The 23,594-nt window shown below is 65.2% G+C and carries 23 protein-coding genes; 18 read left to right on the forward strand and 5 right to left on the reverse strand.

Annotated elements, in window-relative coordinates:
• The first annotated feature begins 3 nt into the window (after nucleotides 1-3).
• From KF857_01660 to KF857_01710, 11 genes are read left to right on the forward strand one after another with little or no spacing between them, the layout of a single operon-like run.
• Nucleotides 4-1,227 carry a type II secretion system F family protein gene (locus KF857_01660; protein MBX3110688.1) on the forward strand — a complete coding sequence of 408 codons (1,224 nt, stop codon included), beginning with the start codon at nucleotides 4-6 and terminating at the stop codon, nucleotides 1,225-1,227.
• On the forward strand, nucleotides 1,224-1,661 hold the full coding sequence (gene gspG, locus KF857_01665; GenBank protein ID MBX3110689.1) for a type II secretion system major pseudopilin GspG: 438 nt from the start codon (nucleotides 1,224-1,226) through the stop codon (nucleotides 1,659-1,661). The genes KF857_01660 and gspG overlap by 4 nt, the downstream gene beginning before the upstream one ends.
• Nucleotides 1,654-2,172 carry a type II secretion system protein gene (locus KF857_01670; GenBank protein MBX3110690.1) on the forward strand — a complete coding sequence of 173 codons (519 nt, stop codon included), beginning with the start codon at nucleotides 1,654-1,656 and terminating at the stop codon, nucleotides 2,170-2,172. The genes gspG and KF857_01670 overlap by 8 nt, the downstream gene beginning before the upstream one ends.
• The gene (locus tag KF857_01675; protein MBX3110691.1) at nucleotides 2,150-2,548 is read left to right on the forward strand and encodes a hypothetical protein; all 399 of its coding nucleotides are present in this window, start codon (nucleotides 2,150-2,152) and stop codon (nucleotides 2,546-2,548) included. The genes KF857_01670 and KF857_01675 overlap by 23 nt, the downstream gene beginning before the upstream one ends.
• Nucleotides 2,545-3,243: a hypothetical protein gene (locus KF857_01680; GenBank protein ID MBX3110692.1), complete on the forward strand. Its 699-nt coding sequence runs from the start codon at nucleotides 2,545-2,547 to the stop codon at nucleotides 3,241-3,243. The genes KF857_01675 and KF857_01680 overlap by 4 nt, the downstream gene beginning before the upstream one ends.
• The gene (locus tag KF857_01685) at nucleotides 3,240-4,484 is read left to right on the forward strand and encodes a general secretion pathway protein GspK (GenBank protein ID MBX3110693.1); all 1,245 of its coding nucleotides are present in this window, start codon (nucleotides 3,240-3,242) and stop codon (nucleotides 4,482-4,484) included. Before KF857_01680 ends, KF857_01685 begins: the two co-directional genes overlap by 4 nt.
• Nucleotides 4,481-5,734 (forward strand): PilN domain-containing protein, encoded by a 1,254-nt coding sequence (locus KF857_01690; protein MBX3110694.1) that lies wholly within the window; start codon nucleotides 4,481-4,483, stop codon nucleotides 5,732-5,734. The genes KF857_01685 and KF857_01690 overlap by 4 nt, the downstream gene beginning before the upstream one ends.
• Nucleotides 5,731-6,306 carry a type 4a pilus biogenesis protein PilO gene (gene pilO, locus KF857_01695; protein MBX3110695.1) on the forward strand — a complete coding sequence of 192 codons (576 nt, stop codon included), beginning with the start codon at nucleotides 5,731-5,733 and terminating at the stop codon, nucleotides 6,304-6,306. The genes KF857_01690 and pilO overlap by 4 nt, the downstream gene beginning before the upstream one ends.
• Nucleotides 6,307-6,337: 31 nt before the next feature.
• Nucleotides 6,338-7,093: a hypothetical protein gene (locus KF857_01700; protein MBX3110696.1), complete on the forward strand. Its 756-nt coding sequence runs from the start codon at nucleotides 6,338-6,340 to the stop codon at nucleotides 7,091-7,093.
• Nucleotides 7,090-9,498, forward strand: a complete 2,409-nt coding sequence (locus KF857_01705; protein ID MBX3110697.1) for a hypothetical protein — start codon at nucleotides 7,090-7,092, stop codon at nucleotides 9,496-9,498. Before KF857_01700 ends, KF857_01705 begins: the two co-directional genes overlap by 4 nt.
• The gene (locus tag KF857_01710; GenBank protein ID MBX3110698.1) at nucleotides 9,499-10,257 is read left to right on the forward strand and encodes a hypothetical protein; all 759 of its coding nucleotides are present in this window, start codon (nucleotides 9,499-9,501) and stop codon (nucleotides 10,255-10,257) included.
• 62 nt (nucleotides 10,258-10,319) lie between these two features.
• Here KF857_01710 and KF857_01715 read toward each other — a convergent pair whose 3' ends face one another.
• Nucleotides 10,320-10,586, reverse strand: coding sequence for a hypothetical protein (locus KF857_01715; protein MBX3110699.1), 267 nt, complete (start codon nucleotides 10,584-10,586; stop codon nucleotides 10,320-10,322).
• A 40-nt stretch (nucleotides 10,587-10,626) separates the two neighbouring features.
• Here KF857_01715 and KF857_01720 point away from each other — a divergent pair, with 40 nt between their 5' ends.
• Nucleotides 10,627-11,334, forward strand: coding sequence for a 16S rRNA (guanine(527)-N(7))-methyltransferase RsmG (locus KF857_01720; GenBank protein ID MBX3110700.1), 708 nt, complete (start codon nucleotides 10,627-10,629; stop codon nucleotides 11,332-11,334).
• Here the strand turns inward: KF857_01720 and KF857_01725 are convergent.
• From KF857_01725 to KF857_01740, 4 genes are all read right to left on the reverse strand, one after another.
• A complete protein-coding gene (locus tag KF857_01725; protein ID MBX3110701.1) occupies nucleotides 11,288-11,926 on the reverse strand; it encodes a tetratricopeptide repeat protein in 639 nt (212 codons plus the stop codon). The two genes, KF857_01720 and KF857_01725, sit on opposite strands and share 47 nt — an antisense overlap.
• A complete protein-coding gene (gene leuS, locus KF857_01730; GenBank protein MBX3110702.1) occupies nucleotides 11,923-14,637 on the reverse strand; it encodes a leucine--tRNA ligase in 2,715 nt (904 codons plus the stop codon). The genes KF857_01725 and leuS overlap by 4 nt, the downstream gene beginning before the upstream one ends.
• Nucleotides 14,638-14,687: 50 nt before the next feature.
• Nucleotides 14,688-16,760, reverse strand: coding sequence for a hypothetical protein (locus KF857_01735; protein MBX3110703.1), 2,073 nt, complete (start codon nucleotides 16,758-16,760; stop codon nucleotides 14,688-14,690).
• Nucleotides 16,761-16,868: 108 nt separating this feature from the next.
• A complete protein-coding gene (locus KF857_01740) occupies nucleotides 16,869-19,124 on the reverse strand; it encodes a hypothetical protein (protein ID MBX3110704.1) in 2,256 nt (751 codons plus the stop codon).
• A gap of 86 nt (nucleotides 19,125-19,210) precedes the next feature.
• On the opposite strand from KF857_01740, the gene KF857_01745 reads away from it, so the two are divergent.
• The 6 genes from KF857_01745 to KF857_01770 all read left to right on the forward strand — a co-directional run bounded on the left by KF857_01745 (nucleotide 19,211) and on the right by KF857_01770 (nucleotide 23,580).
• Nucleotides 19,211-20,116 carry an RluA family pseudouridine synthase gene (locus tag KF857_01745; protein MBX3110705.1) on the forward strand — a complete coding sequence of 302 codons (906 nt, stop codon included), beginning with the start codon at nucleotides 19,211-19,213 and terminating at the stop codon, nucleotides 20,114-20,116.
• Nucleotides 20,116-20,772 carry a DNA repair protein RadC gene (gene radC, locus KF857_01750; GenBank protein MBX3110706.1) on the forward strand — a complete coding sequence of 219 codons (657 nt, stop codon included), beginning with the start codon at nucleotides 20,116-20,118 and terminating at the stop codon, nucleotides 20,770-20,772. The genes KF857_01745 and radC overlap by 1 nt, the downstream gene beginning before the upstream one ends.
• A gap of 9 nt (nucleotides 20,773-20,781) precedes the next feature.
• The gene (locus KF857_01755) at nucleotides 20,782-21,402 is read left to right on the forward strand and encodes a hypothetical protein (GenBank protein MBX3110707.1); all 621 of its coding nucleotides are present in this window, start codon (nucleotides 20,782-20,784) and stop codon (nucleotides 21,400-21,402) included.
• 135 nt (nucleotides 21,403-21,537) lie between these two features.
• A complete protein-coding gene (locus KF857_01760; GenBank protein MBX3110708.1) occupies nucleotides 21,538-22,668 on the forward strand; it encodes a heavy metal-binding domain-containing protein in 1,131 nt (376 codons plus the stop codon).
• Nucleotides 22,665-23,252 (forward strand): DNA-3-methyladenine glycosylase, encoded by a 588-nt coding sequence (locus KF857_01765; protein ID MBX3110709.1) that lies wholly within the window; start codon nucleotides 22,665-22,667, stop codon nucleotides 23,250-23,252. The genes KF857_01760 and KF857_01765 overlap by 4 nt, the downstream gene beginning before the upstream one ends.
• 58 nt (nucleotides 23,253-23,310) lie before the next feature.
• Nucleotides 23,311-23,580 (forward strand): hypothetical protein, encoded by a 270-nt coding sequence (locus KF857_01770; GenBank protein ID MBX3110710.1) that lies wholly within the window; start codon nucleotides 23,311-23,313, stop codon nucleotides 23,578-23,580.
• Nucleotides 23,581-23,594: the final 14 nt, after the last annotated feature.

The following is a 23,594-nucleotide window of genomic DNA, read 5'->3' on the forward strand; positions in this document are numbered from 1 at the left end:
CCCGTGCCGACCTATACCTACGCCGCGGTGGACGTCCAGGGCCGCCAGCGGGGCGGGACGGTCGAAGCCAGCGACCCCAAGTCGGCGGTCGCCATCCTCACCCGCGAAGGGCGGTTCGTCATCGAGATCCACGAGACCAAGGAAGGCGAGGCCCACGTCGACCCGCCCAAGGGCGAGTCGCGCCGGAGGGGCCGCACCAGCCGGAGCGACCTGGCCCTCTTCACCCGTCGCATGGCCGACCTGACCACGGCAGGCCTGCCCCTTGACCGTGTCCTCCAGGTCCTTGCCGAACAAACCGAAAACCAGCAGCTCTCCGACGCCGTCGCCGACTGCCTGGTCGAGGTGCGCGGGGGCATGTCCGTCTCTGCCGCCATTGAAATGCACCCGAAGGTCTTCCCGACGGTCTACGTCCAGACATTGAAGTCCGGTGAGGCGAGCGGTCAGTTCGCGGAAAGTTGCGAGCGCATGGCCGAACTCCTGGAGAACGAAGTCGAGCGCCGGTCCCTGGTCATCTCGTCGCTCATCTACCCCGCTGTCCTGATCTGTGTCGCGACGTTTGTCGTCATCTTCATGCTGACCTTTGTCGTGCCGCGCCTGTCCGACGTCTTCAAGGGGTTCGGCGCCGACCTTCCCGTGCCCACCAAGATCCTCCTTGCCATCACCGGGTTCCTGACCAACCAATGGTACATCGTGGTGGGCGGGGTCGTGGCCGTGGTCGTCGGCTACCGGGCGTGGGTCGCCACCGAGGCGGGCGCGACCGTGCGCGACCGGTTTTTCCTGAACGCCCCGATCATGGGCCCGGTGGTCAAGAAGGGCACGGTCAGCCGCTACGCCCGCGTCCTGGGCACCCTCGTCTATGGCGGCGTCCCGATTCTGGAAGCGATCGGCCTGGCAGGCAAGTCGACCGGCAACAAAGTGTTCGAGCACTCCAACGACAAGATCGTCCAGGACGTGCGCGAAGGCGTCCCCTTGGCCGACGCGATGCGCTACGCGGGGGTGTTCCCTCCCGTCCTGACCCACATGGTCGCCATCGGCGAAGAGACCGGCGACCTGCCCAAGATGCTTGGCCGCGTGGCCAACAGCCTGGACTTCGAGGTCGAACAGGGTCTTCGCCGCATGACTGCCGCGCTCGAACCCGCCATCCTCCTCGTCATGGGCGGTGTCGTCGCCTTTGTCGTCCTCAGTGTCATGCTCCCGATTTTCGAAGCCCAACAAATGGTGAAATGATGATTAACCTCCGACCCCGACATGGCCGCAAGGCGTTCACTTTGATTGAACTCCTCGTGGTCATCACGATCCTCGCCGTCCTCGCGGCGATGATCTTGCCTCGGCTTATCGGCCGGGCCGAGGACGCGAAGGTCGCCAAGGCGCTGGCCGACTTGTCCGAGCTCAACAAGGAACTCCAGACGTTCCGGCTCGACAACGGTCGCTTTCCGACGACCGACGAAGGCCTGAACGCCCTGTGGGAGCAGCCCGCCGACCTCACGGGTTGGAAAGGGCCGTACTCACAAAAGCCCGTGACCAACGACCCTTGGGGCAACGCCTACCACTATGAGTGGCCCGGTTCCGGCGGTGACGACAGCTTCGTGCTGTTGAGCTACGGGTCCGACGGCCAGACCGGAGGCGACGGATACGCCGAAGACCTCGTCGAGAGTGAGTAGACGGGCCTTCACCTTCGTCGAGATGACCATCGTCATCGTCTTGGTCGCGTTGTTTGCCACGCTGATCTTGCCGAGGGCGTTTGTCGTCAGGGACAGCGTCAAGGCGCGGGCCCTGCTGGTCGACATGCGCCGGACCGTCGATGACGCGGTGAACCGGGCGGCCAGCCTACGGCAACCCGTCGTCCTGCGCGTCAGCACGACCGAACTGACTTTGGCCACCAGCGACGAAGAAGGCACCGAGTCCGTGTTCAAGCGGACCCAACTGGGAGCGGGGACCACCGTGACGGCGTCTCAAGTCAACGGCACCGACGTCTCAACCGACGCTTGGTCAATGAAGGTCTTCCCTGACGGGCAGTGCTCGTCTGCGGCCCTGGAAGTCCATACCGCGACAGGCGACCTCACCCTCAAACGTGACGTCGACGGCACGCCGGTCTGGAAGACCGGCCGCATCGACGACCAACCCGTGGACCGATGGGAGGCGGGCTCGATTGAACAGCGCATCGCGAACTAGAGGTTTCTCGGTCGTCGAGGTCGTCATCGCCACCGTCCTCATCGTGGTCGGGGTCACCGCCTTGATGCGGGCGATGGGCGGGCTCGACAAAGCCACCGCCGCGCTCATGGAGAAAGACAAGGTCACCCGCCTGGCGAACCAAAAGCTGGACGAGATCATCGCGACCGAGGAATACAAGACGGCGACCCAAGGCACCTTTGACGTTCCTGACGACAAGTACACGTGGACGCTGGAAAACGTCGCGACCGGCGTGGAGAGTCTTGTCGGGCTTCGCATCACCGTCGCCGACTCGACCCGTCCCAACGGCCGGACGGGCGTGGCGGAGACCCTCAAGTACGAACCACCCACCACGACCGACGCGGGGGCCGCGCCATGAGACGACGAGGCTTCACCGTCATCGAGCTTCTGATGGTGATGGTCATGACGGCGACCCTGATGATCGGCCTGACCACCGTGTTCAGCAGCGCCTTGGCGACCTTGCGGAGGGCTCCCGACCTCGACCAGAAATTGGAGCAAGGCCGCCGGTTTGAGAAGCGGGTGACCCAGTTTCTCAGGGGCGCCTACGTCACCGCGGACAACGCGGACACGCTGACTTATTTTGTCGCGTCGAACCAGAGCGGCTCGACGTCGAAGCCGGACACGATCGTCTTCACCACCACCTCGGCCCCGCTGAACATGGCCGCGATCGACGACACCGAGCACGACTGGCAACAAAAGAACGAAGAGTACGGGCCCCAGGGCGGGCTCACCGAGGTCTCTTTGTCGCTGACCGCAGTCGGGTCGGACGCCACGGGCTCGGGGCTCTACCTCCGCACCCAGAGGCCGGCGGACGGCGACCCGACCCAGGGCGGTTACGAGTCCCTGTTGCTGGCTGGCGTCACGGACATCTCCTTTGAGTTCTGGGACGGGACGGAATGGACCGACACCTGGGACACCACCACCGGCGTCCGGCGCCTGCCCGCGGTCGTCCGCATCACATACACCCTTGACGGGGAGACGGACAGCCGCGTGATGACGGTGCGTCTGGAGCAGAGCGACGTCACCTCGACCAACCCGGTGGTGCAACTGTGAGGCCGCGGCGGAGCGGCGTGGCCTTCCTGATGGCCCTGCTCGTCGTCGTGGTCGCAGTGATCATCGTCTCGTCCGTCGGCGCCGCCGTCGGGTCGAAGATCTTGCGGGAGAGCACCCAGAACGAGGCGGCCGCGGCCGAAGCCGCCGCCCGGGGCGGCATTGAACGGGCCCTCGCCGCCCTCAGCAACCAGTCACTGACGGTGACGACCCAAGAGGACGACTGGTACACCCTGAGCCAGAACGGGGCCGTCGACTTCACTGTCGGCAGTGCCCACGTCCGCATCCAGATCGTCGACGCTTGCAGCAAGGTCGACATCAACACGGTGACGTCGGACTGGCTCCTGAACATGGGCCTGACCCAAGACCAGATCGACGCGATCATCGACTGGCGTTCGTCGGGGCCGACGCCCAGCGCCCAAGGGGCCAAAGACGAGTTCTACAACAGCCTGCCCGTCCCCTACAACACCAAGCTGCGCCGGTTCGACACCTTCGACGAACTCCTCTTGGTCAAGGGTGTCGACGCCCAGACCCTGTACGAACCGCCGACCAACGGCAGCAGCGCCCCGCTGGTCTCCGGGGTCGACACCGACCAACCGACCCTCTACGACCTTTGCACGTTTGAGAACCGGGCCACCGTCCAGAACCCGAGCGGGCAGTCGCGCACCAATGTCAACACGGCGAACGAACAACAGCTTGTCAGCCTCGGCCTACGCGCCCAAATCGCCACCGCCATCGTCCAGCGCCGCAACACGGTCAGCACGTTCACTAACTTGGGCGAGGTGTTCCAGGTGGCCGGGATCAACAACGCCGATGCCAAAGTCATCTTGGATAACCTCACGACCAACAACAGCCCGACGGCAGAGGGAAAGATCAACTTGAACACCGCCACCGAACCGGTGCTCAATTCCATCCCGAACATGCCCGCCGGGGTGGCCCAGGCGATCATCTCGCGCGGTGGGCAATTTAACTCACTTGGTGAACTTGCGGACCTCCCTGGCGTCACTCCCCAGACTTTGCGCGACATTGCGGACACGTTCACCGTCTCCAGCCAGTCGTTCCTTGTCCGGACCGTCGGCAGGGCCGGTTCGTCGCGCGTCGCCCTCGAGGCCCTCGTCGAATTCACCAACGGGCAACCCGTGGTCACCCGGGTCGTGCACCCGTGGTTCAGCGACGCTGAACGGCGGTGGGGGTGGGTCGACGAGACCACGTCCCAGACGACTCTGATGGAGGCGGCCCGATGAGCACGGTCGATGTCGTCCCCGTCCTTGAATGGTCAGGCGGCGCCGTGCGCGCCTTCGACCCGGTGCGCCACCAAACTTTCCTCGCCGAGAGCTTCGAAGACGCCATCACGACCTTGGGCAACCCCAAGACCGTCGGTCTGGCGATCGGCCGCCGGTCGTCGCTCGTCCGCCAACTCGTCCTGCCCGACGTCGGGGCCGAGCAAGCGCAGGCGATCGTCCGGGTACAACTTGACCAGCTCTTCCCTGTCTCGTCCGCCGAGCTCACCAGCGACTTCGCTTTCACCAACCGCCAGAACGGGACGGGAAAGAAGGTCGTCGTCTCCGCGATGCGTACCGAGCTGCTGAAGCAGGCCAAGGACGAACTGGCCCGCCTCGGCGTCCAGACCGCCTGGATCGCCCCGGTGAGCGCGGCGTCTGGCGGGATGGCCTTGGAGCACGGTCTTGACAGTGCGGTCATCATCGACGACTCTGTAGACGGCACCGGGATCGACATTGTTCAGAACGGCGACGTGTATTACTCCCGGTCCGCACCGGGCGGACTGGGCGAGCACGAACTGGAGATGGAGGTCCAGCGCACCTTGGCCAGCGCCAAGGTTCCGCCGAGCACACTTGTGCGGGCCGACCAGAACGGCAGTCTCGCCACCCTCGCCCGCCACCGGCCTGCCGTCAACCTTGAGTTGTGGGAGGACGTCAGCAAGCGCAGGGCCCAAGCGGTCAAGAGCCGCCGGACACTGGCCAGCTTGCTCGTCATGGTGTTCATTGTCTGTTGCGCGATGGTCTACTTCGATTTCGAAGACGCCGCCAAGCGGGTGAAGAAGAACACCGACTCGGGAGCCCGCCAGATCAAGACCTTGACCACGAACAAGGGGCTCCTGGACGGTCGCTTGCACCTGGTGAAAAACGCCGCCGACACCCTGGAGTCCTCGGCGCACCCCAAACAGCCCGTCTCCGACATCGTCTCCGTCGTCGCCGGCCACTGCCCCGCCGACCTCTGGCTGACGGGCCTGACCGTCGAGCGCGGACGCAACGTCCAGATCCGGGGGGACGCCAAGTCTAGTGCCGCGGTCTACGAGTTCATGCAGGCGCTGACCAGCGACCCGAGGTTCCGTGACGTCCGCCTTGTCTTTGCCAACGACGGCAAGATCGGCGAGACGCCGATCGTCCTCTTTGCCGCCACGGGACATGTGGTCGGCAACTATCCGACCTATATCCCGTCTGCCGTCAAGCCCAAGGCAGGAGCGAAGAAATGACCATCGGTGACAACATCCCGACCTGGAACTTTGTCTGCGGCCTCGCCATCGCCGGAGTGATCGGATGCGTCATCTTCGACCGTGTCGCCCCCCGGCCCAAGACCGGTCTTGCCCTCGCCAAGCAAGCCAAGCAGCAGGCCGACCTCACCAACCAGATCACGGGCCTCAAGGCTGACTTGGACAAAGCCCAGAAGGCGATGGGCAGTTACGCGTGGGCCAGCCCGGTGGCCGACGTCGGCCCCGCTGTGCTCGACCGGGTCAACCGAGCCGCGGCGGCGCGCAAGGTGAAGGTGAGCACGTTCCGGCCCCAGCGGGTGCAAGAAGTGACCCCGCTCAAGGCGGCTGAGTACTCCGTGAGCGTCCAGGGTCCGTTCTTGGCCGTGGTCTCGTTCGTCAAAGACTTGGAGGCACCCGGCACCAAGCTCGTCGTCTCGTCCGCCCAGGTCAGTTCGACCGACGCCTCGTCCAGCGCGGTCTCCGCTTCGGTCGGCGTCGTCGCCTTTGTCAACGAACCTGAGGTTCCCAAGGCCAAGGCAAAGGCACCGCAGGGGGTGAACAATGGCAAAGGGTAACCGTTTGTACTTGTATGGGGGTTTAGCCCTGGTGGTTGTCGCAGCCTTGATCCTGACTGAGCCTCAAAAGGTCCAGCGGCCGCCGCGCAAGTCGGCAGCCGTGACCCGGCCTGTCAAAACCGACAAGGCCTTGGAGGACTTCGACGAGCGGGACCAGAAGGCCACCTTCGAACCGGTCGCGCTCACAACCCGCGACGCGTTCAAGCCGCTTGTCGTCCGGGGCGAAGGCGTCGGCCCAGACAGTGCCGGACTCCCCAACCAGGTGCCGCCTTCCTTCGCCAGCGGCGAGGCCGGGTGGTTCTTCACCGGTGCCGCCGTCATCGACCAGGTGCCGACGGCGCTGATCGAGAACACCCAGACGGGCCAGGGACTTTATGTCAAGCAAGGCGACCTCTGGAAGAACTGCCGCGTCGAGCGCATCACCCCGACGAGCTTGTCCCTGGCGGCGGGCGACAGCGTCCGAACCCTGATGTTGCTCGCGGACGTCCCCCAACCGGAACCGAGCGGGGGGTCGACCCGGCCGCTGAACCCGTTGACCGGCCCGGTCGGGGTGCAGTCGCGACCGAACCCTCTGCCGGGGAACGTCCCGGCCCAACCGAACAACGGCCAGGTCAACGGCGGCCGGCCCACGGACCCACGCCGGTCCGGTCGGCGCGGCAACGGACAGCCCGCCGAGCCGTTCGGACCCCAAGGCGGGCCTCAGGGAGAGCCGGGCCCGTTCGACGAATTCGACCTGAACATCCCGACCCACGACGACCAGAACTTGAAGCACGAGGCAAACCTATGAGACTGAAGCGCACGTTGACCTGGACGGTTCTGATCGCCGCCGTCCTCCCGACCGCCGTATTCGCCCAGTTCAGCAACGGCGACGGGGTGGCCGCCAAGAAGGCTTGGGAGCAATTCAGCCTGCCCAAGACCAAAAAGGTGACCCTGAGCTTCCGCAACGCCAACGTCGACCTGGTGCTGGACCTCTTCATGAAGATCTCTGGCATCACGATCGTCAAAGACCCCGCGCTCAAGGACGCCATCACGGTCTCTTCGCCCAACCCGGTCTCGGTCAGCGACGCCTTCCGCATCCTCGACACCGCCCTCAGCCTGCGCAATTTCGAATTGCAGAAGGAGGGCAACCTCATGGTGATCCGTCAGAAGCGCCAACGCCAAGAGATGGACCGGGGCTCCGACTTTGGCCAGGGCAACTTCGACCCCAGCCAGTTCCAACAGCAACAAAACGAGGTCAAGGTCTACCGGATCAAGTACGCAAACGCCAGCGAGGTGGCCCGGGTGGTCAACGACGTCTTTGCCCCGACCCAGCAAGGTGGCTTTGGTGGTTTCAATCGGGGCAACTTCGGTCGCGGCGGCCTCACCCAGTTCGGCCGCCCTCAGGGCCGAGGCAACAACCGGTTTGGTGGGTTCAGCGGGTTCAACACGGGCCAGCAAGACTCCATGCGGGCGTCGTCGGACGATTACAGCAACACCGTCATCATCAACGGCCCGCGCAACATGTTCGATGAGATCGAGAAGCTGATCAAAGAAATCGACCAACAGACCGACGCGCCGCAGACCACCCAGGTCTACAAGCTGGAGTTCGCCTCGGCCAACGACATCCTGCCGACGATCCAAAACGTCTTGAGCACGAACGCGCCCAAGGGCCGGGGCGGCCAAGGCAACCAGACCATCGACCCCCGGCAGCAGTTCCGCCAGGCGTTTCGGACCGGGTCGTTCCAATCGGCCTTCGGCACCGTCACCGCGGACGTCCGGTCAAACAGCCTCGTCGTGACGGCGACGGCCGAAAACCACAAAGTCGTCGCCCAGGTGATCTCCGAGATCGACCAAAAGGTGCGGCTGGAAGACTCCACCGTCGTCATCCCCTTGATGAACGCCCGGGCGGACCAATTGGCGACGACCTTGCAGTCGGCGTTCGGCCAACGCACCGGCGTCAACACCTCGCGTAACACGACGGGCACCGGGTCGAACAGCAACCGCCGGACAAACAACAATAACAACCGGAACTCCAGCGGCCCGCCGAGCCTTGGCGGCAACAACCTGGGCAACGACTTGGCCGACGCGACAGCCCTCAACATCCCGCTTCAAGACCCTGACGCGGAAAGCGGTGAACTGCAAACGCAGATCCAGTTTGGAGGCGGCGGATTCGGCGGGGGCGGGTTCCGCGGCGGGCAGAACAACCAAAACCAGAACAACCAACTGGTGCGCGGCGCCGACGGGCGGCTCGTCAACATCCGTGACCTGACCAACCAAGTGTCGATCATCCCCGACACCAACACGAACAGTCTGATCGTCGTCGGTGCCCCCGACGCGGTGGACCTGGTCAAGAAAATCCTTCTCCAACTCGACTCGATCCCCGAGCAGGTGATGATCGAGACGATCATCATGGAGGCGACCCTGGACCGGACGAACAAGCTCGGTGTCGAGTGGAACTTGGTCCAAGCCAAGGCCTTCGGCCAAAACGGGGTCACCGGCAACGTCGGTGCCAACTTCGGCCTGCAGAACACCTCCCCGGCACTGCAAGGGTTCCGCTATACGATTGCGGGCGGCAACTTGGGTGGGTTCTTGAACGCCCTCCAGCAGGACGACAAGTTTGAAGTCCTCAGCACGCCGCGCATCTTCACGAGCAACAACGTGGAGGCCGAGATCAACATCAGCCAGAGCATCCCTTACGTCGTCAGCCAACGGGAAGACGCGAACGGCAACCTGACCTTCAACTATTCGTTCGTCGATGTGGGCATCATCCTGACCGTGACGCCTCGGATCACCGCAGGCGGCTACGTGACCCTGGACGTGACCCAGACCGCCAACGACCTCCAAGGCTACACGGAGTTCAACGCGCCGATCATCAACCAACGCGAAGCCCAGACCACCGTGAGCGTGAAGGACGGGGAGACGATGGTCCTCGGCGGCATCATGCGCAACACCGTCACCTCGTCGGTCCGCAAGGTGCCCTTGCTCGGCGACATCCCCATCCTCGGCCAGTTGTTCCGGTCGACAAGCCACGAAAAGCAGAAGACCGAGCTCCTTGTCATGCTGACGCCGCGCATCGTGCGCAGCCCCGACGACGCCGCCAAGATCCGCGAGAAAGCCCTCAAGGAGAACGGCAAGACGCTTCCCAACACGATCACGACCCCGGACCCCGCCCCCAAGAAGGACGAGGCCAAGAAAGACGGGGGAGGAAACTGAATGAAGACCAACCTAAAAACCCTCTTGACGATCGGTCTCGTCGTTGTTTCTGCCTATGCGATGGCACAAGGCGGAGGCGGCGGGCGGGGCCAGCGATTCGGCTTCGGATTCGGTGGCGGCATGCAGAACAACTCGTTCTTGCTGAGGCGTGAAGACGTCCAGAAGGACCTGAAGCTGACCACCGAGCAAAAGACCAAGCTGGACGAAATCCAGCAGGCCCAGCGCGAGAAGATGCGGGAGATGTTCCAGAACGGCGGCGGTGGCACAGACCGCCAGGCGATGATGGAAGCCATGCAGAAGATGCAGAAGGAGAACGACGAAGCCGTCAACAAGGTTCTCACCGCCGACCAGCAGAAGCGCCTGAAGCAGATCGGCATCCAGCTTGCTGGTGACCGGGCGATCCTGGACCCCGAGGTCCAGAAGGAACTTGGCATGACGGCGGAGCAGACCGACAAGATCAAGAAGCTCCAGTCGGACCAAATGACCGCCAACCAGGAACTGATGCGCAAGATGCGCGACCAAGAGATCGACCGTGACCAGTTCCAGGGCCTGATGGAGAAGAACAACAAGGCCCTCAACGACGAGATCGCCAAGATCATGACCGAGGAGCAAAAGGCGAAGCTGAAAGAGCTTGCCGGCCCGAAGTTTGAGGCCGACCCCAACATCCGCGGCGGATTTGGCGGTGGACGGCCCGGCGGCGGTGGTGGTCGCGGAGGCGGTGGCGGCGGCACCGGTGGTGGCACCGGCATCGGCGGCTGACCCCGCCCTTCACTAAGACCGGAGAGAGACCCCCCTGGGAACACCCGGGGGGGTCGGTCGTCTTAGGGGTTCATGATCCGAAAGATCGTGAACGCCACCACACCGAAAAAGGCGAGCCGGATGAAGCGCAGGGTCAAGAACACCTTGTTGCGTTCGGGTCCGCGGGCCGACAAAAACGCCAAGAACGAACCGGGCAAGTAGACGAACCCGCCGACAAAGACGAGGAGCGGCAACTCCCCGCGTTTGGTCAAGAGCAGACCCATCAACGCCACGGTCAACCCAGCCAAGCACAGGGTCACGCCGGTCTTGATCCTCAGGTCGGGGGACATCCACCTCAAGTTACCCCTCCTGGTACCCTAACCCCTGGCCATGGACTTCCCCGCCCTTCGCGCCGTCGCCATGCGGCTGGGCATTGGCTTGTCCCCTGACCAACTGGCGGCACTGCACCGCTACGTCGAGGCGTTGTACCAAGCCAACGAACGGGCCAACCTCACCCGGGTGCCGCGCGAAGCGGCTGACGTCTTCCACCTGGCGGACTCGTTGCTGGCCGCTGAGTTCGCCGCCCCCCACGCTCACGTCCTCGACCTCGGCCCCGGACCGGGCCTGCCCACTGTGCCCTTGGCCCTGTGCCGACCGGACATCCATGTCACCGCCGTCGAGGCCACCGAGAAGTTCGCCAAGTTCCTCGCCTCTCAAGCGCCAGCGAACGTCGAGGTTATCAACGGTCGCGCTGAGGAACTGGACGGACGAGAGACGACCGACCTTGTGACGGGGCGGGCCTGTGCGCCCCTTGGCGTCCAGCTCGAAATCAGCGCGGCATGGTGCCGGGTCGGCGGCCTCGTCGTTCCGTTTCGCACCCCCGCCGAGTTGGAGGAGTGCGAGTCTGTCCCGTGCGGCCAACTCGGCCTAGAACTTGTCGCCACCGAGCTCCGTGACATTCCCGGGACAGACGTCGTGCGCCTGTTTCCCGTGTACCGTAAGGTGCGGGCGACGCCGAACGAGTTTCCCCGCCCGTGGGCGCGGATCAAGGCTAAGCCTTTGCGGGGGCGTCCTTGTCGGCCGCCTGGATCATCTTGAGCATAGAAAGCGCCCGCGAGTTCTGCGGGTCGGCCTTCAGGGCGTTGGCCGCGCTCACCCGGGCCCCGTCGATGTCTTTCGCCTGGATTTGCACCGAGGCCTTGGTCACCAGGTAGCGCGGCTCAGTCGGGAAGAGCTTCAGGGCCTCGTCGACCTCCTTCCCACCCTCGACCCAACGCCCGTCGGAGACCGCCAGCCGCGCCAAGTCATGGTGCGCCTCCGCCTCCAACGCCGGGACGCTGGTGTGGTACTTCTGCTGGACCTCGATCGCCTTCTTCAGGTTGGCCTCCGCCTCGGCGTGATTGCCCAGCACCCATTCGGTGCGGGCGAGGAGCACATAGCTCTCGGGCTCGTTAGGGGAGAACTCAAGGACCTTCTTGACCAGAGGCAACGCCTTGGCCGCGTTCGCCCGGTCGGCGGCGTCCACCGGGTCGTCGGCGACCAGCTTGACAAAGGCCACCGTCGTCAGGGCCTTCACTTGGAGCACGGTCTGGTTGCGCTCGTCGAGGTTGCTGATCACCTCAGATTTACGCGGGGCCCCGCACCCCGAAAGGACGACAAGGCCAGCGACGAGAAGGATAGCGTTTTTCATGAGGCCACGATGTTGACGAGTTTGCCGGGCACGACGACGACCTTGCGGACCGTCTTGCCTTCAAGGAAGGGCTTGACCTTGTCCCGCGCCAGGGCGGCGTCCTCCAAGGAGTCGCCCGGGGCGTCGACGGCGGTTTCCATGGTGTCGCGCAGCTTGCCGTTGACTTGGATTGCGATCGTGACGGTGTCGTCGCGGGCGAGTTCGGGGTCATGCGCCGGCCAAGACAAGTTGTAGGTGAAGCCCTCCCCGCCCAGTCCTTCCCAGATCTCGTCGGCGGTGTGCGGCGCGACGGGAGCCAACACCTTGACCAAGCACTCCAGAGCCTCGCAAAAGGCAAGCCGTTCGGCCCCGACAGGCTCCTTGGTCGACTTGACCAAGTCGGTCAGCGTGTTGACCGTGATCATCGCCGACGAGATGTAGGTGTTGAAGGCAAAGCCCTCGATGTCGGCGGTGGCTTTGGCGACAAATTTGTGGGTGGCCCGCCGAACGGACTTGGAAACAACCGTGGGTGCCACGTCACCGATCCGCATCGACCAGAGGGGGTCCCAGTGCTCGGCCAGCTTGCCGGCGAGGTCAAGGACGCGGTTCAAGAACCGGACCGCCCCAGCCATCCCCTCGTTCGTCCATTGGACGTTCTGCTCAAAGGGGGCGACGAAGAGCTCGTACACACGCAGGGCGTCGGCACCGTAGTTCTCGACGGCCTCCTCGGGGGTGACGACATTGCCTTTGGACTTGCTCATGCGCACCCAACGCCACATCAGGTCGCTTTCGTCCATCTTGGCCGCTTCCTGGAAGCTGACCAAGACACCGTCCTCGCCCACCCCCAAGGTCTCGCCTTCTCTCGGCTGACGGTACGGCGTGTAGCCCAACACCTGGCCCTGGTTCATCAGGCGCTGGAACGGCTCCTTCACGCTCACCAGCCCGGCGTCATAAAAGACCTTTGTCCAGAACCGGGCGTAGAGGAGGTGCATGACGGCGTGTTCGGCGCCGCCGACGTAGCAGTCGACGGGCATCCAGTACTCGGCCCGTTTGAGATCCCATGCCTCCTTGTCGTTGTGGGGGTCGGCAAAGCGCAGGAAGTACCATGACGAGCAGGCAAACCCACCCATCGTGTCGGTCTCGCGCCGCCCCAGGGTGCCGTCCGGCGTCGTGCAGTTGACAAACTCGGCGATCCGCGAGAGCGGGCTGCTCCCGTCGTCGCTCGGTTCATAGTGGTCGACGTCGGGCAGTTCGACGGGGAGTTGGTTGTCGGGGACCAGGTCAAGGTCGCCGTCCTTGTCGTAGACGACCGGGATCGGACAACCCCAGTAACGCTGGCGGCTGATCAGCCAGTCTCTCAGCTTGTAATTGACCTTGCGCTCCCCGATGCCCTCGGCCTCGGCCCACTGCCCCAGCGAGGCGGCCGCCTCCGCCGGCGTCATGCCGTTGTGGCTTCCGCTGTTGACCAGGCGGGCGTCCTTGGAGACGAAGGGTGGGTAATAGCTGGTGGGTCCGGACAAGTACGCGGCCAAAGCCTGGCCATAGTCGAAGTCGCCGTCCTTGTGAAATCCGCGCAGGTACGCCTCGTCAGGCTGGATGACGGGGATCACGTCCAAGCCGTGCTTGACCGCAAAGTCAAAGTCGCGGTCGTCGTGGCCGGGGACGGCCATGATGGCCCCGGTGCCGTAGCCCATCAAGACGTAGTCGGCCACGTAGACGGGCACCCGCTTCTTGTTCACCGGATTGACGGCGTAGGCACCGGTGAAGACGCCGGTCTTCTCGCGGGTCGTCGCCTGCCGGTCGACGTCGCTCAAGGCTTTGGCCGAAGCCTGGTACTCGGCCACGGCCACCTGGTGGCCGGCGTCCACGTGCGCCTTGATCTTCTCCACCAGCGGGTGTTCGGGGGCAAGCACGCAGAACGTCATCCCGTAAACCGTGTCCATGCGGGTGGTGAAGACGCGGACCTTGGGAGCCCTTTCGACCACTTCGAACACCTCGGCCTGGTCGACGTCGGCGTCGAAGACGACGTCCATCTCGAACTCGACGCCTTCGCTACGGCCGATCCAGTTCCGCTGCATGTGCTTGATGCCTTCGGGCCAGTCGACGTCGTCGAGGTCGTCGATCAGCCGCTGGGCGTAGTCGGTGATCTTGAAGAACCATTGGGGGATGGCGCGCCTCTCCACCGGCGTGCCGCACCGTTCGCACAGGCCGCCGACGACCTCCTCGTTGGCCAACGCGGTCTTGTCCTTGGGGCACCAATTGACGTCGGCCAACCGCCGGTAGGCCAAGCCACGCTCGTAGAGAAGCTTGAAGCACCACTGCGTCCAGCGGTAATAGTCGGGGTCCGAGCTAAAGAACGACCGCGACCAATCGTAGCCGACGCCGATCAGTTCCATTTGGCGGCGGTAGGTGGCCCCGTATTCATGGACCATCGCCTCAGGCTTGCGCTTGTGCTTGATCGCCTCGTTCTCGGCGGGCAGGCCAAAGGCGTCAAAGCCCATCGGATGCAGAACGTTGTAGCCCTGCATCGCCTTCATGCGGCAGAGGACGTCGGTCGGGATGTAGTTGCGGCAATGCCCGACACTCAGGCCCGCCCCACTCGGATAGGGGAAGAAGTCGAGCCCGTAGAACTTGGGGCGCCCCGGCTCCTCGCGGGTCTTGAAGAGGTCGGCCGATTTCCACCGGTCGCGCCACTTCTGCTCAAAAGCCGCAGGTTCGTACCGTTCGCGCATGCGAGGGAGGTTGTACCCTTGGCGGTTGACTTACCGAGGGACGAACTCCCTCAGGGAGGCGGCACCCGGCCGGGCCTGCCCCGCTGCCGGACCTGGACGTTTTGACTCAGCTTCGCAAACGTCCGGTCATATTCGTCGCGGACGCCCTGGGGCAGGCCCTCGAAGGCCGTCACCTCGCTCCCGCCGATGGGCTCGTAGTCGGTCAGCAGGCGGGACATCGTGTATTGGCCCGCGAAGGAAAGGGTGACCATCACCCGACGCCTCGACATCAACTGGTACTTCGTGTCGGCCGAAGGCTTGTCGACGGCCCCTGGCCGTGTCTCGGCGACCGCCCTCGTCGCGGCGAGCTCTCGCGGCGAGTAGACCTGGGCGCGGTCCACCAACGGGTCCAGCACTCGCAAGACGTTCTCGGCGCTGTTCGTCACGAGGACCTGCGTCTGAGCGGGGACGGCACTAAAGACGTCGGTGCGTTCGAACGACCCGCCAGAGTTCGCCTGGAACTGCATGGCGTTGCCCGACCGGCCGGCCCGGAACGTCAGCTCCAGGGTCTGCGCCCGACGGGGCTGGCCGGACTTTTGCGGCCCGTCCGAACTCCAGAACAGGAGGTCGGCCACCGGCCCGACCGCACTGCCGACCGGGAAGGCGGCCCGAGGCTGGTTGCGCCCGTTCACCGGCAACGACCCATAGACTAACATCGCCTCGCGGTTGGAACCCCGTGTTTCAAGGAACTGTGACCGAAGCGTGTTGCCGCCAAGGGCCTGGGCATACGCGGTGTCCCACGAGTTCTCCGTGAGGGAGGGCGACGCCTGGGCATAGGGGACCAAGGCGTCCAAGGATGCGACACCCAAATGGCGTGACGAGTCCACCACCCGCTTGAACGCGGCCCGGTCGAGCCGGTGCCCCAAGTCACGGGTGATGTCCACCGGCCGCGCAGCGGCCCAACCGTCCTTCTCTTCCCACTCGTAACCGTCCCGCGACACGGCGTCTCGGACGGCGGCCACCGAGGCGTCTTTGTCGAACAGGACCTGCCGCACGGTCTCGAAGAGTTCGTCGCTCAGGAGGGCCACCGCCGGTTTGTCGGCCGGCATGGTCTGCCGCACCGCCTCCCCGACAAAGAAGCTGAGCGGGTCACGCGCCACCGGGTCGAGCATGAGGGAGGCGGCAGACTGGTCGACCTCCAGGTCGTCGGCCGGGAGCAACCTTGCCGACTCGAACCGCTGGAGACCAATGACGATCGCCTTGTCACCACCGCGGGCCTGGCGCCTCGTCCCCACCATCAGCCGCGCCTCGTCCGAAAGCTTGACCTTGGCCGCGGAGTCCCCCGCCCCCGATTCCGGAGCGGGTGTGGCCACGACTGCCGTGGACCCAAAGAGGAGCTGGTCGCCGGCCTGGTCAACCACCCGGACCGAGGCGGTGAGGACCGGGCTCCAGCCCGGTCGTTGGACCACAAGGTACGCCTTGGCATAGGTGCCCGTCCGCAGGCTCTCGTACCGCCGTTGGGCGGCACGGTCATTGGGCCGTGGCGCCGGGGTGGCCGCCAACTGGTCGGCCATCGCTTGGCGCACCGCGGTCAGGGCAGGTCCGGGCAAGGCGACCTGGACTCCGAAGGGCATGTTGGTGAAGACCACCCTGGCCCCCGGCGCGACCCTCGCCAGGGTGGCGGGAGGGACTTGGGACAGCACATGGGCGACGGCCCTTTGGGCGTCGCGCCAACGGGACGACCGCCCGCCTTGTTGGGGACTGGCCCCAGCTGGGGCCAACATCTTGTCGACCGCGTCCTTGAAGGCCGAGGTCTCCCGGGCGATCCTCGCGTTCACCGCGTTCTTTTGCTCGGTGTCCCGAAGCAGCAACTGGTACGACTCCCCGGACTTGGCCCATTCCGCGTGCATCACCCAGGCAAGTCGCGACATCAGTTCGTCGGCGGGGACTCCGTCGACGTCGACCAGCACGACTTCTTTGCCCAACTGGCTCGTGACACGGAGGTCGGTCTGGGTCAGGCCCCTCAGCTGTCGGACGACCTCGGCGACCGTCGTACCGTTGGTGTGCAGGCTCACCGGGGCCTTCAGGCCCGGGGCTGGGGCCACCGTCGCAACGAGCACCAGCGCGACTAATTGGATACCCATATCAATTCTGACGCCCGGGCGCACCACGCATTCCGTGGGGCACGGGCTCCCTTACCCATGGTGGACGTGTCCGCCGGGTCAAAGTTCAGAAGTCACCGCAACGACGGGTCAGGGTTGCGGTGGACGGACTCGCCCACCTGATTCGTCGAAGTGGACTTGGGCCTTGCTGTACATCTCCTTGGCGCGTTTGTACGAGGCGGCGATGCGGTCTTGGAGCTCCAGCGGAAGCTCGTTCCACGACACCAGCTTGGACTGGGCCTGCGGAGCGTAGTCGCTCAGGGAACGGGTCATCTGGTACCGCCCGCTGAAGTTGACCTGCATGTTCACCCGACGGCGCGAGAGGACCTGCACCTTCTTGCCTTCACCCACCGAGTCGCCCACGTACTGCCCCCATGACTGCTCGCTCATCGCCCGGTAGTCGCCGACTTGGTCGGGGCCCATGATCTGCGACTGGCCCGTCTTGGGGTCGTAGACGCGCAGGACGGTGTCTTCCTTCCCGTCCAACACCAATCCGGTGGGCGGGACGCCGACAAAGACGTCGGTCCGCTCGAAGGCGGGGCCAAACAGGTCCGAAGCGTCGGGTAGGTCCGGATTGGGGAACGAAGACGTCACCGAAACAGCCATGTTGACGTTTCGTGGGCCGCCCCGGCGGAACGGCTTCGGCCCGTCATGGCTACGGAAGACGAGGCTGGAAATGTCCCCGGTGTCCAGCCCACCCGGGGCCAATGTCCGCCCGTTGGCCCGCCGTTGCCCCTCGGGCAACCGAGCGTAGATCCGTAGGGCTTCGCGCAAGCGGCCACGGGTGTCCACGACTTCGTCGCCCGCCGCCGACCCGTATAGGGCGCTTGCGTAAGTCTGGTCCCACAAGGGCTCGTTGGTTTCCGGGGACGTCAAGGCGTACCGGGCCACAGAGTCCAGCGGTGCGGCCCCGATCGCCGCCGTCGCGTCGAGGAGGGCCTTGAACTCCTTCCGGTCGACGCGGTGCTTCTGGCACCGGTCAATGTCAAGCGGTTTCGCGACCTGCCACCCGTCCTTGTCGATGAACTCATAGCCGGCGTCGACAAGCGTCTTCGCCACCTGTCCTGTCGTGGCCGTCCCCCCCGCCACGACCGTGCGGATTTTTTCAAAGAGCTCGTCACTGAGGAGCGCGACCACCGGCCGGTCGGCGGGCATCACTTGCCGCACTGACTCACCGACAAAGTACGAAAGCGGCTCATGGGCGACAGGGTCGCGCATGAACCCCGCCGCCTTCCCGGCGGTGAGTTTGTTCGGGCCGGCGCTGGTGAAGGTCGCCCCGTCGTCGTCGCTCGTCCGGGCGACAAAGATGACGTCCATGACTTGCGCGCCTCCGTGCACCGGCGAGATGTCAGCGAGGTTCTTGGCGTCCTCGGAGAGCTCGACCTTCTTTCCCTCGGCCTCGGGCTTTTCGGCTTGTTGCACACCGTGGCCTGCCCCCGCCAAATCCAACCCCCGGGCCAAGGTGAACTCAGGCACACCGTCCGGGCCCAGCATCGTCGTCGCACTGACCATTCGTTCGCCTCGGGGGTCGACGACCGTGAACGTGGCGACAAAGTTTGGGTCCCATCCATTGCGGCGCACCACCAAGTACGCCTTGCCGTAGACCCCACGGCGGAGCGCCGCGAGCGACCGGTCGACCTTGTCGGGCCCGATGACGACCTGCGACCGTCCTCCTGTGCCCGCCTCGGCGGCCTTGAGCTCGTCAGCGATGGCCCTGCGGACCTCGGCGTCGGCGTTGCCCGGAATGGGCAGCTGCACCCCGGTCGGAGACGTGGCGAAGACGACCCGTCCTCCGGGGGCGATGGAGGCAAGGGTCAGCGGTGAAATGCCCGACAGGATGCGGGCCAGTTGTTTCTGGCCGGCCGTCGAACCGCCGGCGGACAGGAAGACTTGGGACACCCCTTCGTCCGAGACGATGCGGGGCCCCTCGCCCGGCGGTGGCGGCGTGAACGGCTCGTCGGGCTTGATCTGACCGACCATTTTGGCCAGTGCCTTCTTGACGGTGAGCGCGTCCGTGGCGGTCCGTTGGCTCACCGCCTTCCGGAGGGCCGTGTCACGGACGAGGAGTTGGTACATCGAGTCGGACTTCACCCACTCACCCCCCACCGCCGCGGCCAGCTTGGCCATCAGGTCGGACGCCTTGACGCCGTCGGCGTCGATCAAGACCACCTCCTTCCCTACGACTCCGGTGACGCGGAGGTCCGCTTTCGTCTCGGCGCGCAACTTGGCGACGACATCGGCGACCGACATACCCGTGGTCTTGAACGTGACCGCCTTGTCCAGATCCTGGGCCCAAGCCGCCGTCGTCGCCGCCAGGGCCACCAATGCAAGCGTCGTCGTCCTCATCTTCGTCTCCACTCCATCAACAATACCGACCCCGCCCCAAGTTCCGTCACCGCATCATCCATCGAGGCGTCTGCCAAACTGTCCACGTGCTCTTCGTCGCCGACAGCAAGGAACGGCTCGACACCTTCCTGGCCCGCATGATGCCGCACGAGAGCCGCACGCGCCTGGCCAAACTTGTCGAGGCGGGCGGAGTCCTCGTCGAGGGCGAGGCCGCCCCTAAGCCCGGAATGATGCTTCGGGCAGGCTGGTCGGTCCAATGCGACGAGGTGCCCGAGCCGAAGCCACACGATTTGACCCCGGTCGAGATACCGCTCGACGTGGTGTTTGAGGACGAGTCTTTGATCGTCGTCAACAAGCCCCGTGGCCTCGTTGTCCACCCGGGCCCCTCGGTGCGCGGGGCGACGCTGGTCCAGGCCCTGTTGGCCCGGGGGGGAGCCCTCTCGACGGGATCGGCGTCGTTCCGACCCGGAATCGTGCACCGGCTGGACAAGGAGACGACCGGTTTGATTGCCGTCGCCAAAGCGGACGCCGTCCACCGGTCCCTTGCCGAGCAACTGCGCGCCAAGACCGCCGAACGGCGCTACCTGACCGCGGTCAAGGGCGAACCCGCCCAGGCCCGGTTCACCGTCGAGGCCCCGATTGGCCGCGACCCTCGCCGGGCGACGAGAATGGCGGCGGTTGCGGGCGGCAAACCGGCGGTCACCCACTTCAAGGTGTTGGGCCGGATTGAGAAGGGCGCCTTGCTTGCTTGCCGCCTGGAAACGGGCCGCACCCACCAGGTGCGCGTCCACTTGTCGGCTGTCGGCTTCCCCGTCCTCGGAGACGACCTTTATGCCCCGCCGCCCTATGGCGACGGCCCCATGCAACTCCATGCCGGGTACCTCTCCTTCGTCCACCCCGTTACTGGTGCGACGATGGCGTTCTACGCCCCGCCGCCGCCCGACTTTGTCCAGTTGCCCGTCGACCCCCGCGAAGCGCTGGAGGCTTGGTGATGGCGGAAGAGTCGGCGTGGGACCGGGTTCAACGGCTCGGCGTCAAGGCGGCGAGCAACATCGACCTGCTCGCCATCGCCATGACGCGAGAACCGGGCGACCTGGAGAACGGTGAGGCCACTGCCCAAAGACTGGCCCGCCGCCTTGGGGCGGGCAGGCTGATCGATGTCAGCGCGGGTGACCTCAAGGACGCCGCCGGGCTGGAAGCCTATGAAGCCGCCCGCGTCCTATCGGCCATCGAGTTGGGCCGTCGACTGGCGGGCCAAGGCAAGGTGAAAACCGACGAGATCACCTCCAGCGAGGCGGCCTACGCCATGTTCGCCCATCTGGCCGACGAACCGGCCGAGAACTTCTGCGTGGGGTTCCTCGATGCCAAGGCCAAGCTCCTGAGTGTCGAGACGGTCCACAAGGGGACGCTGACCATGAGCGTCGTCGGGCCCCGCGAGGTGTTCCGCGCCGCGGTCCGCGAAAACGCGGCGATGATCGTATTGGCCCACAACCACCCCAGCGGTGACCCGACCCCCTCGCCCGAAGACGTGCGCGTGACCCACAAACTCGTGGAGGTCGGCGAGGCCCTGGAGATCACCGTCGTCGACCACATTGTCGTCGGTCACGACGGCAGGTACGTCAGCCTGCGCCAGAAAGGGATGATGTAGCATGGCCGGATGGGTTGGGACGAGATCGTCGGTTCCGTGAAAGCGGACATGGAGTTCAAGCACAAGGCGCGCGAGCAGGCGCTCCAACTGTGCCGGCAACTCATCCAATGTTGCAGCCGGTGCATCAAGCACGTCCACCGCGGTCAGTTCTCCGAAGCGGCCGCGATCCTAGCTGAAGCACGCGGCATCCGCGACACGTGCCGGGACGCCCTCCGACCGCACGGCGAACTGTTCTATGCGGGATACCTGCAAGACGCGGAGAAGGAGTTTGTCGAAGCCGCGGCCACGCTGGCCATCGTGACCGGTTGCCCCTGGCCCACGCCAGAGTCGCTTGAAGTGGGGTCGTCGGTCTATCTGAACGGTGCCGCCGAGGCGGCCAGCGAGTGTCGGCGCGCCGCACTTGACCGGATGCGGCACGGGCAGTTGGACGAGGCGGAGAGGTTGCTTGACGCCATGGTGACGGTGTACGAAGACTTGGCCACCTTCGACTTTCCGGACTCGCTGACCGGTGGCCTGCGCCGGACGAACGACGCGTTGCGGGCCGTGGTGGAGCGGACGCGGTCTGACCTGACGCTCACCCGGGTGCAGCACGACTTGATGGAAGAGTTGCGGGCGCGACGGCCAGACTGATTCTCCACGACCGAAGCTATGAAGGGTCTCGACCCGACCGGGTCCTGGTCATGACACCCTACCGCCAAAACCAAGGGGGCGAACACAAAATCTTGACGGCACCGCGACCGTCCCCCAGGTACGCTCCCCCTCACCATGGCCGTGATGACGGGGCTCAGCGGGAACGAGATCTATTGCCTCCACCAGAAGGGCTTCAAGCCCGGGGAGTTGACGATCGGCAACAGCGTCTACTCAATGGGGTTTGTCGGTGGCATCGGCGCGGGGATCAACACGTTCGTCGGCGGCGAAGTCAACCAGGTCACCGAGATCATCCACACGGGGCGGTTGCTCAGCTACAACCGCATGCTGGAGCACGCCGGACGCAACCAGGCGACCGGAATCACCGGCGTCAGCAGCGAGTTGATCCAGCACAGCGGAAACATCGAGTTCCTGAGCGTCGCCAGTTGCCTGCACCGCCAGAACGGCGACACCGCGTTTGAGTTCAGCACCAGCAGCGACGGTCAGGAGCTCTACTGCCTCATCGACGCCGGTTTCACGCCCAAGAAGTTCGTGTTTGGCAACGTCGCCTACTCGATCGGCATCGGCGGCGGCATCGGCGGCATGTTCCGCAGCCTCCAGCGGGGCGAGATACGCGAGTTCAGCGACATCTTCAACACGACCCGCCACATGGCGCTCCAACGCATCAAACACGAGGCGGCGGCGGCGGGGGCGAACGCCGTCGTCGGTATCCAGACGACCATCGTCCCGTTCCAGGGCATGCAAGAGATGCTCATGATCGGCACGGCCGCCCACCACCCTGCCGTCCCGCCCACCCCGGGAGGCGAACCCCTCACGAGCGACCTGACATGCGAGGAGATGTGGAACATGGTCAACCTCGGCTACATGCCCCTGGAGCTGGTGCTCGGCGTGTCCGTCTACTCCCTTGGCCTGGCCGGGGGCATCGCCGCCGCGATCAAGAGCTTCACCAAGGGTGAGATCAATGAAATGACGACGATGATCTACGAGGCCCGCGAGAACGCGGTCGCCCACCTCCAGCGCGACGCGGCCCGGGTCGGCGCCGACGACGTCGTCGGCATCAAGACGTATGTCTATGCCCTCGGGGGCGGCGTGATCGAGTTCATGGCCATCGGCACGGCGGTGAAGAGGTTCGACGGCCTGACCACGGTCAGTCCGACCCTGCCGCCGCAGGCGATCATCCGCGACAAAGACACCTTCTTCAACACCGCCGAACTGGCCCTCGGCAAGAACCTGAACGAAGGCAGTTGACGCCGGACGGAGAGAGCCTCCGACGGTCCCTCGCCGGACTCCCGGTCTGGGAATCGGCCCCGCTCTTGGTCGGCGCCGTGCTGGAGACTGCCGAGGTCCGGGCGCAGATCGTCGAGGTGGAGGCCTATGCCGGAAACATCGACCCCGGCAGTCACGCCTACCGTGGCCGGACACCACGCAACGCGGTGATGTACGGCCGGGCGGGGTCGGCCTACGTCTACTTCTGCTACGGGTGCCACTGGATGCTGAACGTGGTGGCCGGGCCGGAAGGAGTGCCTTGGGCCATCCTCGTGCGCGCCGCCATGCCCCTCGACGGGGTCGACCGGGTCCGGGCCCGACGCCCTAGGGCGCGCAACGACAAAGACTTGCTGTCGGGGCCTGGCAAACTCGCCCAAGGGTTGGCGGTCGGGCCAACCCTGAACGGGGCCGACCTCTTAAACGGTCGCTCGGCTCTCCGCCTCGTGCCTGGCGTCGAACGACGCGTCGTCTCCAGCACCCGGGTCGGCCTCGCCCCGGGCAAGGGAGAAGACCTCCCCTGGCGTTTCGTCGACGCCGAGCTGGGCGCGTGGGCCAGCCGTGGCTGACGACGGCTTGGTACGGCACGAGAGGATGTAGGCGACCCCCGCCACGGCGGTGACGGCGATGCTCACCGGGATCACGACCAACGTCGCCTTGCGCGTCCAAACCGGTCGAAGGGCGATGATGGAGACGGTGCTGAAAAACACGACGCAACTGACCGAGATCACCTTCACCCGGGCTGAAATCCACTTGTTCTCGTGCCAGTCACGAAGGATATGGCCGAAGAGGGGGTGGTTCAAAATCCACGCGACCTGCTTCTCGTTGGCTCCCTTCATGAACGCACCAAGGGCCAAGATCATGAAGACGGTCCCGGGCAGGCCAGGCACCCAGTAGCCCACGAGCCCCGC

The sequence above is a fragment of the Fimbriimonadaceae bacterium genome (assembly GCA_019638795.1).
GTDB lineage: Bacteria > Armatimonadota > Fimbriimonadia > Fimbriimonadales > Fimbriimonadaceae > JAHBTB01.